Source organism: Pseudoalteromonas rubra, assembly GCF_004212645.1.
GTDB classification, from domain to species: domain Bacteria; phylum Pseudomonadota; class Gammaproteobacteria; order Enterobacterales; family Alteromonadaceae; genus Pseudoalteromonas; species Pseudoalteromonas rubra_G.
Genome location: NZ_PPUZ01000036.1, coordinates 67,732 through 84,923 on the forward strand (window position 1 = coordinate 67,732; position 17,192 = coordinate 84,923).

A 17,192-nucleotide genomic window follows, 5' to 3' on the forward strand; every position below is an offset into this window, starting at 1 on the left:
CACAAATAAAAAGCCCGATGTGGCATCGGGCTTGGTGGGTTGGGTAGTACTATGATTAAAAAATGTTAGCTTTGCTGCAATGTTTCTGAGCTTGTCTCTGGCTTTTTAATGCGTTTGATGATGCGCTTGAGATCTTCCAGTGCCACATATTGGCAAGGGATTAAAATAAGGGTGATCACGGTCGCAAACAACACGCCAAAAGCCAGTGAAACAGCCATAGGAATAACAATTTGTGCCTGCAGGCTGGTTTCGAGCAGGATTGGAACCAGGCCGATAAAGGTGGTCAGTGAGGTTAACAAAATCGCTCTGAAACGTTTGCAGCCAGCTTCAACAACGGCCTCTTTTATGCTCATACCTTGCTCTCGCGCCTTGTTGACAAAATCCACCATCACCAGCGAGTCGTTAACGACCACGCCTGCGACCGCAATGATGCCAAAGAACGACAGGCTACTCATGGTCATACCAAGTACCATGTGACCAAACACGGCACCGACTACGCCAAAGGGGATCACGGACATGATCAGGATTGGTTGAGAATATGAGCGCAACGGAATAGCCAGCAGTGCAAAGATAATCATCAACGACAAAGCGAAGTCACGAATTTGCTCGGCTACGCTGTCCATTTCTTCCTGAATCCGCCCGGCAACGCTACTGCTTACGCCAGGGTAGCTTTGCAATAGAGAAGGTAGGTATTCATCACGGATCTCCTCGGCAATCTTAAACGGCTCGGCCTGATCTGTGTCTACCGAAGCCCATACGTTGATTGTCCGCTTAGCATTTTCGCGACGGATGCGGTTGACCCCTTCGACCAGGTTAATATCGGCGATTTCGCCAAGCGGTACTTCGGCACCACTGGGCGTGATGATCCGGACAGCCTGAATATCACTGATGGTGTTGCGCTGCTCTTGAGGGTAGCGGATCATGACTTTGATCTCTTCGCCGCGGCGCAGGATCCGTTGTGCTTCGAGGCCGTAATAACTAAAGTTGACCTGAGAGGCGACATCGGCCAGGGTCAGACCCATGCTGTAAGCCAGTGGTTTAAGTTCTAGCTGCACTTCTTCGGTGCTCGATTGCATAGAGTCATTGACATCGCCCACACCAGCAATGGTACGCAGCTTTTCTTTAAGTTTACCTGCAACCTCTTGCAGTGCTTTTTTATCTTTGCCTTCAAGGCGGAAGCTAATATCACCATCATCCCGGCCACCATTCATGATGCTGTCCTGAATATTCAGGGATTTTACGCCGGGCAGGGGTGGCATGTTTTCCCGCCACAGTGCGCTCAATGCAAAGGTGTCTATCGGACGTTGATGGGGTTCAACCAGAATGGCCATGATCGATGCGGTGGTTCTGCCACGTAAATTGACAGACAAGTCCTTGATCATCTTTGTGCCGTATTGCGCTTCAATTTGCTTCTCTACATCGAGAATAACCTGCTCAACTTTTTTAGCTGTTGCGAGTGTTGCTGACTCGGAAGATGACAAGTTCATATCTATGGTGATGCGCGGGAAGTCGTGGGGGATTTTCGGGTTTGCCACAAACTTCACCAGGCCACCGGCAAACATACCACCACTGATAATGATGATAGACAGGAAGCCAACGATTACAGTGTAACGGTAGTGAATACAGCGCTCAATAAAGGGGCGATACAGGTTTTCAATAAAGTTTTTCAGCGCACCATCAATCAAGGCTCTGGCACGGTGCAGCGGATTTTTAGGGTTATCCGGGCGGTCTTTCATTGCTGCCAGGTGGGCTGGCAGGATCAGCTTAGATTCGACCAAAGAGAATAGCAGGCACAGAATAATGACCCCACCAATGGCTTTGGAGAATGCAGCGGCAGGACCGGTTGCAAACGTTTGAGGTAAAAATGCGGCCACTGTAGTGAGTACGCCAAAGGTGGCCGGAATAGCAACACGCTTAACGCCGCGTACCACGTTGTCCAGGCTGTGGCCGTGTTTTTCTATTTCCGCGTGAGCGGATTCGCCAACCACAATGGCATCGTCGACCACAATCCCAAGCACGAGAATAAATGCAAATAGTGAGGCCAGGTTAATGGTGACATCCAGCATACCCATCGGCATAAACAAGAAGGCGCCAAGGAATGAGACTGGCAAACCCATCATGACCCAAAACGCCAAACGCACTCTTAAAAATAACGCCAGCATCAGCATCACCAAAACGCCGCCCCAGGCCATGTTTTCTATCATCATGTTCAGGCGACCTTCCAGGTAGTAGGTCAAGTCAATAAAGGGTTCCAGTTCGACGCCCTGAGGCAGCTGATTTGCTTTCTCAGCTAGATAAGTTTTCATCACCTGAGCGACTTTAGTGATGTCCTGATCTTTGGACGCACGCACCTCAAATACCAGTGAGTTACGGCCGTTGTAGCGAGAATACAACAGGCCTTCTTCAAAGCCATCGGTCACAGTCGCAACATCGCCCAGTTTGATCTGAGCACCATCGGCGAGTGTCAGCAGGGGCAGCTGTTCAAACTCATGGCCCCGATAGGCTTGGTTCTCGACTCGCATGGAAATATAGCCATTGTCTGAGCGGATCTGACCTGCCGACATATTAGCTGAGAAACTTTTAACTGCGTCTGAAATATCTCTGAATGTCAGGCCATATTCGCGCAGCCTGTCGGGGCTTATCTCAATGCTGATCTCATAATTCAGGCCGCCGTTGAAGTCCACCAGGTTGACGCCGGGCAGGGCGAGCATCTCATCGTGTATCTCATTACCCAGTTGCTTGAGCTGGTGGAAGTTCATATCGCCGTTGAGTGACAGCCACATGACTTCCTGTTCAAACTTATCGCGGCGCACGATTGGACGCTCCATGCCAGCCGGAAAGGTAGAAATGGAGTCGACCTGCATTTTGACTTCGTCGAGCACTTCCTGCGGGTCGTACTTTTCTTCCACTTCAATCCAGGTTTGCGAGAAGCCGCGGTTGGAGTAGGTGATCAGACGTTTGATCCCTTCCAGCCCTTCCATCGACTCTTCCACTTTAATGGTGATCCCTTCTTCGACCTCCTGGGGCGCGGCGCCAGGATATACCGCCTGAACACTCAGCCAGTTATTCTCGAACTGCGGAAACATTTGTTTGCGAATGGTAAAGGCGCTAAGCAAACCGCCCACCAGAATAAAAATCATCAGCAGATTGGCCGCAACCGGGTTGCGGGCAAACCAGGCGATTAAGCCTTTTTCACGTGTGCCATCCATAGGTTACTCCTCCTTCAAAGCCAGTTGGGTGTCTGGGGCCAGTGCAGGCGCAGTGCCCAGGCGTAATTGCATGCCTTGTGTTGGATATTCCAGGGCTGAAGTAATAAGTTGCTCTCCGTCAACTAACCCTTCTGTGGCGACGGCATATCCGTCTACTTCGCGGATCACGGTGACAGGCTTAAAGGTGAGCTTTTGATTTTGGTCAAGCAGTGCAACCTGACCGTCGCGGATCAGATGGCGGGGGATACGCATTGCATTGCTCACGGAAATCCCCTCGATTTTTGCCGTCAGATAGGTACCAAAGCGCAGCGGTTGAGCTTGATCCGCATAGGGCGTATCGACCTGAGCAACCAGGTAGGTCATCCGACTTTTGTTGTCGACAACCCCTTCACTGCGCACGATCTTGCCTTGCCAGGTAACCGCTTGTCCCGCAACCTTGGCAGACAAAGAGACACTGGCTTGCAGGCCGTTGTTACGTAAATATCTTAGTTCGTGGTCCGCAACTGGCAGTCGGATCTCGGCAACTGAGGTTGCGTTGAGTACACCCAAAGTACTGCCCGGGTTTACAACGCTGCCCAGACTCAATGAGCGGCTGGTAATGATGGCATCATAAGGCGCCTTGATATAGGTGCGCTCCAGGTTGCGTTTTGCCCGTTTGACGCTGGCCTGTGCGGCTTTAAAGCGCGCCAGTTTCTCGGCCAGCTGGGGCTTGCGCAGATACAGCTCTGAGGGAATGGTTGATTGGGCATTATCTTTGATACGTTGCCATTCGGTTTTTGCAACATGCGCTTGTGCTTGTTCGATTTCCAGCGCTGAATGCGCCTGAGCCAGGCTGGCTTCAGCTTCAATTAACGCCGCTTCATAATCATTGGGGTCAATGCGAGCGAGTGTTTCACCCTGGCGGACAAATCCGCCTTTCACAAACTTGTCTGACAGCGCAATTAGCTGGCCGCTGACCTGAGCGACTAACTCAGTGCTGTACTTAGGGGTGACGAGCCCGTAAGAGTCCACCATAAGTTGCATCGGCGCCATATCTACTGGCTGTACTTCAACCAAGGGATGAATGACTTTCTCAGGTTTTTCTTCGGGCGGTTGCTTCATTGCCGAAAATGCAAAAGCGGTGGCCAGGCCACCGAGTAGCACCGCAACGGGTAATAGAATTTGTTTTTTACTAGCCACGAGTTATTCCTTCCATCAATAACGGTTGAATCGATTTCTCTAACCTGGTTAAGGATACGCGAACAGATGTGTCTAGGTGTTTTAATCGTTTCAAATAATGTAACAAGGCATTGCAATGATGTCTTAATACATACTTCATAGTGTTTTGGCATTAGTGTTTTCAGGCGTGTATTGGCGTATAATTGCCTGCTTTATTCACTAAAACCAAATTATGAAGGGTCAGATGGAGTGTCGATTAGGCTGCGGCGCATGCTGCATAGCACCGAGTATCAGTTCGCCAATTCCGGGCATGCCGCAGGGCAAGCCTGCGGGTGAGCGCTGTATACAACTGGATGATGACAATCTGTGTAAGTTGTTTGGCGACCCAAGGCGGCCGAAAGTGTGTGGAGACTTTGTGCCCTGCGAAGATGTGTGTGGTTCAGACAATGAACATGCCATGTGGCTGATCACTGAGCTTGAACATTGCACTTAGCTGGGAGTCCAGACGCAGTGAACCCGGCCGCTTTTTCTTCTTCTCGTAATGTTAAGACCTCAAATCCGCTTGGTGTGACCAAAATAGTATGTTCCGCCTGAGCGGATAATGCGCGATCCCGGGTAACCACGGTCCAGCCATCGTTGAGCGTTTTAACCCTGTGACTGCCCCGGTTGAGCATAGGTTCAATGGTAAAGGTCATGCCGGGTAAAAGTTTCAGCCCGGTACCCGCACGACCAAAATGCAAAACTTCAGGCGCTTCGTGCATTTGGGTGCCAATGCCATGGCCACAATATTCCCGCACAACACTCAGTCCTTTTAGCCAGGCATAGTCTCCAATGGCATGGCCAATGTCTCCCAACGTCGCACCGGGCTTGACCTGAGCTATACCGCGCCATAATGCGGTAATAGTGTCATCAACCAGTGCGCGGGCGCTCTCGCAGGCCTCAGGCATTACGTACATTTTACTGGAATCGGCAATATAACCCTGATGTTTCAGGGTGATATCGATATTCAGAATATCTTCATCCGCGATGACACACCTGGCGCTGGGCATACCATGGCAGACCACTTCATTAACGGAAGTGTTGATAGCATAGGGGTATCCATATTGCCCTTTGCTGGCGGGCGTTGCACCCAGTACATCAACAATATAGTGCTCAACAAACTGGTCGAGTTGTAGGGTTGTGACGCCAGGTTTAACCTGCTCATCCAATGCCTTAAACACCCGGGCAAGCAGCGCACCAGAGTCCCGCATGCGCGCAATCGCGGCATTATTTTTTATCGTGACCTGAGTCAATGGTGTCACTCCTTGTGTGATTAAGTTGTTGTCTGATCAATTGCGCAAAGGTCATATCTGGATTCAGCTCTGCCAGTCGGCCCATTTTGATCCAAAATTCCGCTTGTGCATTGATTGAGCGCGACATGACCTGACTTGCCTGCCGAAGCTCCTCGTGTAATTCCTCTGAAATTTTGACTATGCCCATGGTTATTTATCGAATATATGGTTTATGTACAAAACATATTCAAATCATACATTGTTATAAAAGAGATGCAATTTGTTTTGTAGTCTGGCTCATATCTATGTGAAACGACGGACCTCCCAAAGCACAGTTACATGCTTGGTTTGGTATTTGTACAAATTTTCACAATAAAATTCGCGTAGACCTTGTTGTTATGTTTTTCGGCTGTTAACATTCGCCGGTTTTTTGAGCTCTGGGTGGTTTTTTGAACGGTGTTTGTGGTTGTGAATGCGGAAGAGGTTTGTGTGCAAATTCAAAAATATATCAAAAATTCTATTGTTATAAGTGTGTTAGCATCGGTTTTTATTTCAGGGTGCGGTGGTTCGTCCGATGGTGTGACAACAGATAGTGTGACAACAGGAGAAGCGAAGAATACAGCTCCGTCGCTCACTATTAGTGGTCAACTATCCGCTATGGAGCGACAAGCATTCACTTTGGTTGCCGATGCACAAGATAAAGACGGAGAGGTAGTTTCGATCGAGTGGCATCATGACTCTGAGTTCTTATCCAAGGTGGCTGAGGAACAAGGGGGTAGAGCAACTTTTGTATCTAACGATATCCAGACGGATCATCAGGTAACATTTACAGCGACCGCGACTGATAACAGCGGTGCACAAACGCAAAAGTCCCACACAGTGACGATTAAACGCAATGTTGTCAATGTGATGCTCAACGGTACCGTGACTGGCAGTTCAATATTAAATGCTGCTGTGAGCTTAGATGTTGCGGGCCGTACAACTGAATTCGCGGTAAACACAGATGGTGAATACTTTGCAACTTTGAGCGTTGACGAGCACGAATCTGACGCACTGGTCAGGCTCACTGCCGTTGGTGGTAGCGGGCAGCCGGAGGTTAAATTTGTATCCCTGTTGGATTCAGTTGGTTCACTAGTGGCGCAAGCGGGTGAGGATAACATACTAACAAAGGACGAAAACTTCGCCGTCAATGTCACGAATGTCACCACGGCAGAATACGCTCTGGCGTCTAGAAATAGCCAGGTAATTGACGATGAACTATCACTGACAAAGGCCCTGGTGAGTATTGATGCGAATGAACAGCTAGAGTTGGCGGCGTTGATAAAGATTGTAGTCGACAATGAGGAATATAGCTTACCTAATGGCGTTGAGACAACGCTTGAACTGGCACAAAATGAAGTGGCAGCGACCCAACTAGCGGATCATATTAATCACACAAACGCGACATTGATTGCACAGACTAAGCAAGAGATTATTGCCAATAAAGACCTGGTTTATGTGAAAACGGGCTTTGTGCCAGGCAATTATGTTGTTCATTCGCCCAAATATAAAATAAGCCCTGTTTACCACATAAAGCTCGACAACCATGGTCAGGGTTATGTTGCGGCATTAAACAAGGCACCTGTAAAGCATTGGGCATATAGTGAAGGGGTTGTTCGCATAGAGCTAACTGAGCCGTTAATCACAGATTTTACTGTGACTCCGCGTCTGGATGAGTTCGGGCATTGGGTTGTCGATGAACAGGGCGCTGTGGTTAACGATCCTGTCGAGCAAAAAACAACTCAGTTGTCTTTGCGCTTGTTAGCCGATAACCCTGGTTTTCAGACGGCTGAACTAGACAGTCATGTTCAAGAGTTTATCAATGGTGAGCTCAATACCAACAAATCGCTTGAGACAAAGCAGATTATTAACCTTCAGCACAAAGATAATGGGCTTCAAATCAGTGCAGAGGACCTGCTAGGTAAAACCTGGTATCTGGATCTGGAGGCGCACAATAATCAACTCCATTATCAAGGCACGAAATTGGTAGCAAAATTGGTGTTTAACCAAGATGGCAGTATTACTCAGACTTCTGAGCTTGGGAAAGAGCTTGCCAACACGTATCTCAGTTGGTCATTACAAGGGCCTACTTTAACACTGCATTATAAGCAAGGAGAAGCAACAAAGTCTCTGCAATTGATGGTGACAAAGCCTCTGCTATCCGGGTTTCAGGTTGTGGCTTTGCAGAGCAACGCCATCTCTGAGTTCAATCAAGGGCGGGCAACTTCACAGTGGGGCTGGCTGATACATGAACAAAACAAGCCAAATATCACCGAACAATCCATGATTGGGCGCTGGACAGGATTTTTGGGGTATGAGAAAGAGCAACATGAAATGCTCATTCGCCCAGAGCTTGACGTATGGATCGGGTTTCAGCACAACAGATATGATGGCCGAGTAGACGATAATATCTTTTATCGGGAGTTATATGATGTAACGGAAAATGGCAGAGAGCGTATTTGTACGTACCTTGATGGGCAATGTTTGTCACCTTTTCAAATCCGCTATGAGTTCATTGCTCAGGTAGAAGACATTTACTTTATCAAGCGTAGTTCAATTAGTTCACCTGGTACGTCTTATGAGGAAGTCATCTATGAATCTTTGGTGCAGTATCGATATAGTCCAGATGTAGATCACAGTGAATTTAAAGCCTCGCAATTTGACACTGCCGTGACGTTTTATACAACGACCCATACCGGGGAGCCAGATGAGATAAAGCTATTTTATCGCGACGACGCACTGATATTACAGGACATCCTTGGTGAGTATCCGGTAGAGATTATCGATGGGACATTGAGCTTCGAGGTCAACGGTAAAACCCGTATTGTTGAGATTGTTGCGGACTTTGGTGAGGGATTAACCGTGTGTGCTTATCACTTGCCTTCGAGGTGTCAGGAAGAGAATAAGGTGGACTGGTATTTGACCGAGCTTGCTCGCCAGTAGGTGACATTTAGCTTCGGAGCGTTTGTGATGTCAGGTTGCTATGAGTCATTCATTACTTGAATTGATAGCGTGCTGGAGCATAGCCCCGCAGATGGCACCGTAATGAAGGAATTAGTGTAAAAAACGCCCGACTCTGAGTGAGTCGGGCTTAGGGAAACGGCTCAATTTTGGAGCCATGCGCTAACTTAAAAACACCTTCTAATTACAAGGGAGAAGTAGAAAGTCATTTAAGTGTAGCTAAGGCTTCATAAAATTTACAAACATTTGAAATATTAATTATTCCATTAAAAACAATAGATTACTTTCATATAAATGAATCGTCTTAAAATTATCAAAACCTTTTGTTCAGGTTATACCCAAGTTATTAACTGACCATTTAGCACTAAGTCGCGGGGCAGCTTGTTCTTGATTTTACCCTTCTGCCACTTGCCAAGCCCGACTGGTGCGTCACATAGCGTAAGTATTACCTCACCTTGTGCAGGGTCAGGAGAATCGAGACGAATATCCTGGCCCTGAAAGTAAGCTTTTGCCTGAATGGGATCCAATGCAAAAACATTGTTTGTGGCCAGATGGCCCAGGCAGGTTGCAAATTCATGCTCAAGTTTGACACCATTTTTGTGTGTTGTAGCGACTTTGATGCCAATGCGAGAGTATTTAATTTTTTCCGCTAGCGCGTCCATATTTTGCGGAAAGAGCCATAACTCTTTATCTCTGCTCATAAGTTGTCCGGGCAGTGGTGCTATCCCAAACTGTTGACGGATACTGGTCTCAAACGTTTGTAATTCTTTCCTGGAGCAGGGAGAAAAGGGGAATTGTCCTTTCTTGGTCTTTTGCTGTGGGTTTTCAACACTGCCGGTTTTTTTGAACTTGGCGATGAAAAAGCCTTCGCTGTCGTAGATTTGTGGCCAGACATGCAAGTAGCCTTGCTCCGTTGCGGCTCTATCTGCCTCTGGGAACAGATCATGGAGTGAAATGATCTCGACATCTCCCGGGAAGGCATCGAGCAGGTGATCGCAGATCTGTTGGTTTTCCAGTGGAGTCAGGGTACACGTCGAGTACACCAGAGTACCGCCGGGTTTAAGGGCCATAAAAGCACTGCGGATCAGCGTTTTTTGTACTTCTGCAATGTCGTGATTGGATGCCAGCGACCAGTTTTTGAGCGCGTCTGGGTCTTTACGGACCGTCCCTTCGCCAGAGCAAGGGGCATCCAGTAAGATATGGTCAAAGCTTTCATACATATAGTCGCCAAACACCTGACCATCAAAATGAGACAGGGCACAATTGGCAACACCCATGCGTTTGAGGTTAGCGGCCAGCGTTTTTAATCGGGAGGAGGATAACTCGTTTGCAATCAGAACTCCCTGATTCTCCATTAAAGCGGCCAGCTGCGACGTTTTTGAGCCTGGCGCTGCGGCCATGTCCAGCACCCGATCTCCCGGGGTCAGCGAAGTGGCCAGCGCCATGGGAGGCAGCATGGAGCTGGCTTCCTGCACATAGATACAACCGCTAAGGTGCAGCGCCGTGTTACCAATAGGCAGGCTGGCTTCTTCGTCATCCGGGCGAGTAAGCCAGTAGCCTTGTGCGCACCAGGGGATAGGTTCAATTTGCCAGTTCAGTTTTACGGCCTCGTGTTCGAACGCCTGTTGTGACATCTTCAGAGTATTAACGCGGACTGCGCGTCTCAGGCCGCTGCGACAGCTGGCAATAAAGTCGTCCATCGACAGATGCGCCGGAATGTAGCTGGCGACATCAGCAATAAATTCATCGGGAATATAGGTTTTGTTGTCCAAAGTCATTATCTCTTGCACTTTATCTGACTAGTTTACCACTAATTGACATCACACGGGGATAGACTCACCCCAACAGGCTATATTCCATGTAGCAACCGAAGACTGGCCTATTTATCTTGAATATACGAAAAAACATATATAACATATTTCGTATGTTTTATTCTGTGATGCCAGCAACACCCTGAGCGCTGTCCGAGCAGATCCAGTGTAATTAACAGAAGGCTATTTATATGACTATCAAAGTAGGTATTAATGGGTTTGGGCGTATGGGCAGATTAACCATGCGCGCACTTTGGCAAACGGCAGATATCGAAATCGTTCACATCAATGATCCGGGTGGTGATGCCCATACACTGGCGCATCTGATGAACTTTGATTCAGTGCACGGCAAGTGGGAATGGGAAGCCGAAGCCAGTGATGAAAACACTATGGTGATTGCGGACAAACGTATTGCTGTGACACAGCAAACACGCACCGAAGCAATAGACTGGTCTGGCTGCGATCTAATCGTGGAGGCCAGTGGCAAGCTGAAAAGTAAAGAAAAGCTGGCAGGTTACTTTGAGCAAGGCGTTAAGCAGGTTGTGGTTACCGCACCAGTGAAAGAAGAGGGTGTACTGAATGTGGTTATGGGCGTAAACCAGCAGTTGTTCGAAGCTGAATCACATCCAATTGTGACAGCGGCTTCGTGTACGACGAACTGTCTGGCGCCAGTTGTCAAGGTATTGCAGGACAATATTGGCATCAAGCATGGGTCGATGACCACAATTCATGATATCACCAACACGCAGACCATCATTGACGCGCCCCATAAGGATCTGCGCAGAGCACGCTCGTGTGGCACCAGTTTAATCCCGACCACGACCGGCTCAGCAACTGCTATTACGCATATTTTCCCGGAACTTAAAGGCAAGCTCAATGGCCATGCCGTGCGCGTGCCACTGACCAATGCGTCGATCACAGACTGTGTGTTTGAAGTCAATCGCGAAACCACAGTGGAAGAAATCAACAGCTGGATGGAGCAGGCGGCTCAGGGTGAGCTGGCCGGTATTCTGGGCTATGAAACCCGCCCATTGGTGTCTGTTGACTATAAAACCGACCCTCGCAGCGCCATAGTAGATGCATTATCGACTATGGTGGTCAATGGTACTCAAGTTAAGTTGTATGTCTGGTATGACAACGAGTGGGGCTATGCGAATCGTACCGCTGACTTGGTGCGCTATGTGATTGCACAGCGCTGGGGGTAAGGCGTGTTACAGCAGTTATCCGCGCCCATTAAGCAGTATCTGGTTATCACAGGCAACTATTGGTCGTTTACACTGACAGATGGCGCACTGAGGATGCTGGTGGTGCTGTATTTCCATCAGCTGGGTTACAGTCCCATCGCCATCGCGTCGTTGTTTTTACTTTATGAAGTATTCGGCGTGGTGACCAATTTGGTTGGTGGCTGGCTGGGCGCCAGAATGGGCCTGAACAAGACCATGAATGTGGGGTTGTTTTTGCAAATTGTCGCATTGCTTATGTTGGCAGTGGATCCACAATGGCTCAGTGTTGCTTATGTCATGGTCGCTCAGGCCTTATCGGGTATTGCTAAAGATCTCAATAAAATGAGTGCTAAAAGCGCCATTAAGTTGTTGGTGCCAAAAGAGCAAGATGGCGTGCTTTTTAAGTGGGTTGCGATACTGACAGGCTCTAAAAACGCACTTAAAGGGGTCGGGTTCTTCCTTGGCGGATTATTGCTGACACAGCTGGGTTTTCAGGGCGCGTTGTGGTTTATGAGTCTGATGCTGCTGGTAACCTGGGTACTCAGTTTAATATTACTCAAGCAGGATCTGGGCAAGAAAAAACACAAACCCAAGTTTTCAGAGATGTTTTCGACCAGCAAGCAGGTTAACTGGCTGTCGGCTGCAAGGCTATTTTTGTTTGCTTCCCGGGATGTCTGGTTTGTGGTGGCGTTGCCTGTCTATCTGGCCAGCGTGTTTGGCTGGGATCACTGGTGGGTTGGCGGGTTTATGGCCAGTTGGGTGATTGCTTATGGGCTGGTGCAGGCCAACGCGCCCAAGCTTTTAGGCAAGCAACGCTCAAGTAGTCAGCAAGCCTTTATTTGGGTGGCCCTGCTGACCTTGATCCCCGCTGTGATTGCGTTGGCTCTTTGGTCGCAGTGGTATACTCAGGTTTCTATTATTGCTGGTCTGCTGATCTTTGGCGCGGTCTTTGCCATCAACTCTTCACTGCACAGCTTTTTAATCGTTCACTATGCCGATGCGGACGGGGTGTCAATGGATGTGGGGTTCTACTATATGGCCAACGCCATGGGGCGTCTCGTTGGCACGATTTTATCTGGTCTGGCATATCAGTATGGCGGCCTGGTTAGCTGTCTGTTGATCTCCAGTGCTTTACTGCTGTTAGCGACTTTACTTACCCATGGATTGCAACGCCATACTAGATAATCGCTCGTATAAATGGGCAAGCTAGCTGGCGTGTGCCAGTGGCTTGCCTGATTATCATCAAGCTGTTTCTGGCAGTTTAAAGCCGGCTGTGATTTGTTTTAGCTTTCGTGACTGTTTGTCCAAGTCCAGGCTGGCACTGGCCACCTGATCTGCGCCTGCTGCATTATCCAGTGCGGCTTGTTTAATAGCGTCAATATTGTAACTGATCTCTTCGGTGGTTTCGCTCTGCTGTTGTGCTTCCTGAGCGATACGTTTTGCACTTGCCGAAATTTCCTGAATTTGCTCGACGCTGGTTTGCAGGCTGGCAGCACTATCATTGGTTGCTGAGATGGATGCTTGGGCAACCTCGGCAGACTGATGCATTTTATCAACCGCTTGTGTGGTCGCACTTTGTAGCTCCTGGATCATGGTTTCTATGTCACCGGTAGACTGTTGAGTTTTGTAAGCAAGCTGGCGTACTTCGTCTGCAACGACGGCAAAACCGCGGCCATGCTCGCCTGCTCTGGCTGCCTCTATGGCGGCATTGAGCGCCAGCAGGTTGGTCTGTTCGGTGATGGCCTGGATCACCTCAATCACTTTACCTATGTTCTGAGCCCCTGATTCTACCTCTTTGATCGCCCGCTCAGAGTCGCTGATCACCTGATCGAGAGTCGTCATTTTAGAAACGCATTCCGCCAATGTCTGGCTCGCGGCCTCTGTGCTACTTTGTGTGTCGACGCTGAGCGCTGCAACCTGATTGGCGCTATTCGCAACACTTTCGACAGACTGAGCGGTGGCGGCAATGGCAAGGGCGACTTGCTCAATGTTGGCATGTTGCTCCTGCAAGCTGGTGTTGGCCTGCTCACTGGCTGCACTGGTCTGGCTGGCCGTAACGGCAAGTTGAGAAGTCGTTTCACTGATTGTCCCAATCACGCCGGTGAGATAGCTGGTCATTTGCCTCATAGCGCCGTATACGCCGGTCACATTGGTGTCCTGACTAAAATCCTGGCGTAAATCTCCAGAGGCGATGCGCTCGCTGATGTCTCGCATTACGCGGGGCTCTCCACCGAGCGGGCGTAACACTGAGTTCGCTATTAACCAGGTTGTTGAAATTATGACAATGATTGCAATCACGCCAATCAGTGCAATAAACCAGTACAATTGATAAATGGGGGCGAATGCTTCGGCTTTATCTATCTCACTCAGTAATACCCAGTTCAGGCTAGCGAACTGAAAGGGCATATAGGCTGACAGCACCGGGTTGCCATTGTAATCTATGATTAACTCGGTTTCAGAGTAGCCTTGCAAACCTCGTCTGACCGCCAAAGTGTCGACACCATTATGCGCGACGGTACCGGCAAAACTGGCCGTTACACTATGCGCTGTAGGGTCCAGGTAGGAGTCGGAACGCATTCTTAGATCTGAGCCAACCAGGTAAGACTCGCCGGTTTTTCCCATACCATCACGTTGTTGCATGATGTCGTTAATCGTATCTATGGAGATTTGTAACGCAATAATGGAATGGGTTTGACCATTGCTCTGTACAGGCACCCCAATGAACGCTGCAGGCTCGTTATTGCTGGGGGCATATTGCTGATAGTCAGTGATTGAGAACTGCTTGCCGGTGACCGTACGACGAAACAGCTGGGCTAGTCCTGAGTCGCGATAGGGCCCGTTTATCAGATTGGTCTGATAATCGCTTTCCTGCGCGACGGTATAGCCGATATAGCCATCCATATCTATGATGAATAAGTCGTAAAACCCTTTTTGTTCAATAAAATGCTTGAACAAAGTATGGTTACTGTGTGCCAGCTGCTTAGTATCCATATGTGGCGCGCTGTTGACCAGTTGCTGCCACTGCGTGGCAATCAGACTTAAATCTGCCTTGCGCGCGTGGAAGTAATCCTCAATTTGCCGGTGCTTAATATGTTTGATTGAGGTCAGCTGATTATAGGCCTGACGCTCTAATGCTTTGGATGCGGTTATGAGGGATGTGATTGCCATAAACGCGGCGGGCAGTAAGCCAACCAGCAAAAATGAAATCAACAAACGTAGTTTGGTGGACATGGAGTACCTGACTTAAGGTTATTTTGCTAAATGCAATTAAAAATGATTACTATCACGTATTGTAAACAAGAATCCCTTTAGTGGGAACTATATCACCCAAAAAGTTAAAAAAAAGAAACAAAGTTCTTATTTTTTGCTTGTGGCTCGTTTGATGACAGTACGTAATGTGGTTGCGTATGGTTGGATCTGCGGTGGCAGAAACCGGGCGCAGGCGCACCCGGCAGATAATTTAACTGATTTCTATTGCCTGGATCTGAACTGTTTGCTCGTCTTCATCCTGCTCAGTGTTTGCAGGAATGCTTGGAAACTCTGGCTTATCGAGTGCAATATCGCCACCATCAATAACATCGTCTTTTTGCAAAGCACGGAAATCGAATAAAGCATGATCTGCCAGGTGCGAGGGCACGACATTTTGCATGGCCGTAAAAATGCTCTCAATTCTACCTGGATGAGTGGTATTCCACTCATTGAGCATGGCTTTAACGTGTTTACGTTGCAGGTTTTCTTGTGAGCCACACAAGTTACAAGGAATGATCGGGAATGCCTGACTTTGCGCATAACGTGCAATGTCGGCTTCTTTACAGTAAGCCAGCGGGCGGATCACCATGTGCTGACCATCATCGCTCATCAGCTTAGGTGGCATACCTTTTAGTTTTCCGCCGTAAAACATGTTCAAAAACATGGTCTCAATCATGTCATCACGGTGGTGGCCCAGCGCAATTTTGGTTGCGCCCATTTCTTTGGCCGTACGGTACAAAATACCGCGACGCAAACGAGAGCAAAGAGAGCAGGTGGTTTTGCCTTCCGGGATCTTATCTTTGACGATTGAATAGGTATCTTCTTCGACGATTTTGTATTCAACTCCAAGGGTATCAAGATACTCAGGCAGAATATGCTCTGGAAAACCCGGTTGCTTTTGATCCAGGTTGATGGCGAACACGTCGAACTTAATGGGGGCAACGCGCTGTAGGTGTTGCAGCACGTCCAGCAAAGTATAACTGTCTTTACCGCCAGACAGGCAAACCATTACGCGGTCGCCTTCTTCGATCATATTAAAATCGCCTACAGCCTGACCGGCCAGCCTTCTTAAGCGTTTTTGCAACTTGTTCAGGCTATATGCTTGCTTTGCTTCTTGTGAGTGAGACACTCGCCCCCCTATATAAAAATGACGGCAAAAATAAATAAGGGCGCATTATACCGCCAGACCAGTAAACTGCAATATTAGCGGTGTGATTGTGAACAGGCAAAAAGAGGAAAGGATCGGCACCTGTTCGGTGCCGATAATGATATTGGACTTATTCTGCTAGCGGGCTTTTGTAACCGTCAGGTTTAAGGGCCAGTACGTCGCAGTCCAGGCTGTCGATGACGTGCTCTGCCGTGTTACCAACCAGTGCTGCACTGAGACCTGTGCGTCCGACGGTACCAATCACAACCAGCTCGGCATTTTTTTGTTTTGCAATATGCGGGATCACATCCTCTGGTAAGCCTTCCTTAATCACACATTGGCTGTCGCTCAGGCCAAACCGCTGCGCCAGTGCCCAGGTTTCTTCCTCGTGGTGTTTCTTCACCGCTTCATTGTATTGAGACGGGTTAAACTCAGGGATCTCAATTGCGATGTTCACTGGTGTTGCCGGGTAAGTGTTAACCAGGCTCAAAGAGGCGTTGGCAAGCTCACATAAAAACTGTGCGTCTTTGATAATACGATTGTTCAGCGCCTGATGCTGTTCGTCATCACTGACCGCATTGACTGCCGCAAGTATTTCGCCTTTTTCTGGCCAGGCATGATCTTTTACCAATAAGACCGGTGCAGGGCACTTTCTGATCAGGTGCCAGTCTGTCGGTGTAAAAATCACAGACTTGAGCGTGTCATGTTGGTGAGTCGCTTTAATAACGAGATCAAATTCGTGTTCGAGTACCGTTTTGATGATGGCTTCATAAGGCCGGTTATGCCACACCACTTTGGTTTCGATATCGATGTCTTGATAGCCGCTGGTGAGTTCTGAAATCCAGGCCTCACGGTCCTTAATCACCGCTTCTCTCATCGCCTCACGTTCTTCTCGCGATAACATCGTCGTCATCTCGTATGAAAAATCATAAATGGATAAAAAGGCAGTGATTTTTGCGCCTGTTTTTTGCGCCAGACTGATAGAACGATCCAGGCTGTTCTGCTGTTGTTTGGTCGGATCTATGACGGTGAGAATGCGTTTGATTTGTTCCATAATGGGCTCCTTAATCTTGCACGGACGATTTCAACTCTGTCTACAGTGTAATCGAAATCGCCGTGGTATA

At 48.5% G+C, this 17,192-nt stretch carries 12 protein-coding genes; 4 read left to right on the plus strand and 8 right to left on the minus strand.

Annotation, left to right across the window (positions count from 1 at the left end; genetic code table 11):
- Window positions 1-65: 65 nt before the first annotated feature.
- Both C3B51_RS13625 and C3B51_RS13630 read right to left on the minus strand, forming a co-directional pair.
- Window positions 66-3,209 carry an efflux RND transporter permease subunit gene (locus C3B51_RS13625; RefSeq protein WP_130245382.1) on the minus strand — a complete coding sequence of 1,048 codons (3,144 nt, stop codon included), beginning with the start codon at window positions 3,207-3,209 and terminating at the stop codon, window positions 66-68.
- A gap of 3 nt (window positions 3,210-3,212) precedes the next feature.
- On the minus strand, window positions 3,213-4,388 hold the full coding sequence (locus C3B51_RS13630; RefSeq protein WP_125719392.1) for an efflux RND transporter periplasmic adaptor subunit: 1,176 nt from the start codon (window positions 4,386-4,388) through the stop codon (window positions 3,213-3,215).
- 223 nt (window positions 4,389-4,611) lie between these two features.
- Between C3B51_RS13630 and C3B51_RS13635 the strand changes: the two genes are divergently transcribed.
- Entirely contained in the window at window positions 4,612-4,860 is a 249-nt protein-coding gene (locus C3B51_RS13635) for a YkgJ family cysteine cluster protein (RefSeq protein WP_125719394.1), read from the plus strand.
- On the opposite strand, the gene map is transcribed toward C3B51_RS13635, so the two are convergent.
- Window positions 4,835-5,659 carry a type I methionyl aminopeptidase gene (map, locus tag C3B51_RS13640; protein ID WP_125719396.1) on the minus strand — a complete coding sequence of 275 codons (825 nt, stop codon included), beginning with the start codon at window positions 5,657-5,659 and terminating at the stop codon, window positions 4,835-4,837. The two genes, C3B51_RS13635 and map, sit on opposite strands and share 26 nt — an antisense overlap.
- A complete protein-coding gene (locus tag C3B51_RS13645) occupies window positions 5,634-5,846 on the minus strand; it encodes a ParD-like family protein (RefSeq protein ID WP_046003252.1) in 213 nt (70 codons plus the stop codon). Before C3B51_RS13645 ends, map begins: the two co-directional genes overlap by 26 nt.
- 323 nt (window positions 5,847-6,169) lie before the next feature.
- Between C3B51_RS13645 and C3B51_RS13650 the strand changes: the two genes are divergently transcribed.
- The gene (locus C3B51_RS13650; protein WP_130245383.1) at window positions 6,170-8,620 is read left to right on the plus strand and encodes a hypothetical protein; all 2,451 of its coding nucleotides are present in this window, start codon (window positions 6,170-6,172) and stop codon (window positions 8,618-8,620) included.
- Between the two features lie 350 nt (window positions 8,621-8,970).
- Here the strand turns inward: C3B51_RS13650 and rsmF are convergent, their stop codons facing one another.
- Entirely contained in the window at window positions 8,971-10,410 is a 1,440-nt protein-coding gene (gene rsmF, locus C3B51_RS13655) for a 16S rRNA (cytosine(1407)-C(5))-methyltransferase RsmF (protein WP_130245428.1), read from the minus strand.
- 230 nt (window positions 10,411-10,640) lie between these two features.
- Between rsmF and C3B51_RS13660 the strand changes: the two genes are divergently transcribed.
- Window positions 10,641-11,654 carry an ArsJ-associated glyceraldehyde-3-phosphate dehydrogenase gene (locus tag C3B51_RS13660; protein ID WP_130245384.1) on the plus strand — a complete coding sequence of 338 codons (1,014 nt, stop codon included), beginning with the start codon at window positions 10,641-10,643 and terminating at the stop codon, window positions 11,652-11,654.
- A 3-nt stretch (window positions 11,655-11,657) separates the two neighbouring features.
- Entirely contained in the window at window positions 11,658-12,857 is a 1,200-nt protein-coding gene (arsJ, locus tag C3B51_RS13665; protein ID WP_130245385.1) for an organoarsenical effux MFS transporter ArsJ, read from the plus strand.
- 57 nt (window positions 12,858-12,914) lie between these two features.
- Here arsJ and C3B51_RS13670 read toward each other — a convergent pair whose 3' ends face one another.
- The 3 genes from C3B51_RS13670 to uspE form a co-directional block, all read right to left on the minus strand.
- Window positions 12,915-14,903: a methyl-accepting chemotaxis protein gene (locus C3B51_RS13670; protein WP_130245386.1), complete on the minus strand. Its 1,989-nt coding sequence runs from the start codon at window positions 14,901-14,903 to the stop codon at window positions 12,915-12,917.
- Window positions 14,904-15,132: 229 nt separating this feature from the next.
- Window positions 15,133-16,050 carry a tRNA 2-thiocytidine(32) synthetase TtcA gene (gene ttcA, locus C3B51_RS13675; protein ID WP_125719404.1) on the minus strand — a complete coding sequence of 306 codons (918 nt, stop codon included), beginning with the start codon at window positions 16,048-16,050 and terminating at the stop codon, window positions 15,133-15,135.
- Window positions 16,051-16,198: 148 nt separating this feature from the next.
- Entirely contained in the window at window positions 16,199-17,122 is a 924-nt protein-coding gene (uspE, locus tag C3B51_RS13680; protein WP_125719406.1) for a universal stress protein UspE, read from the minus strand.
- Window positions 17,123-17,192 lie beyond the last annotated feature (70 nt).

What these genes read in the sequence shown, in the direction of transcription:
- C3B51_RS13625 (WP_130245382.1), bottom strand. Translation starts at nt 3,209, where the DNA reads ATGGATGGCACACGTGAAAAAGGCTTAATCGCCTGGTTTGCCCGCAAC.
- C3B51_RS13635 (WP_125719394.1), top strand. Translation starts at nt 4,612, where the DNA reads ATGGAGTGTCGATTAGGCTGCGGCGCATGCTGCATAGCACCGAGTATC.
- C3B51_RS13645 (WP_046003252.1), bottom strand. Translation starts at nt 5,846, where the DNA reads ATGGGCATAGTCAAAATTTCAGAGGAATTACACGAGGAGCTTCGGCAG.
- C3B51_RS13660 (WP_130245384.1), top strand. Translation starts at nt 10,641, where the DNA reads ATGACTATCAAAGTAGGTATTAATGGGTTTGGGCGTATGGGCAGATTA.
- C3B51_RS13670 (WP_130245386.1), bottom strand. Translation starts at nt 14,903, where the DNA reads ATGTCCACCAAACTACGTTTGTTGATTTCATTTTTGCTGGTTGGCTTA.
- uspE (WP_125719406.1), bottom strand. Translation starts at nt 17,122, where the DNA reads ATGGAACAAATCAAACGCATTCTCACCGTCATAGATCCGACCAAACAA.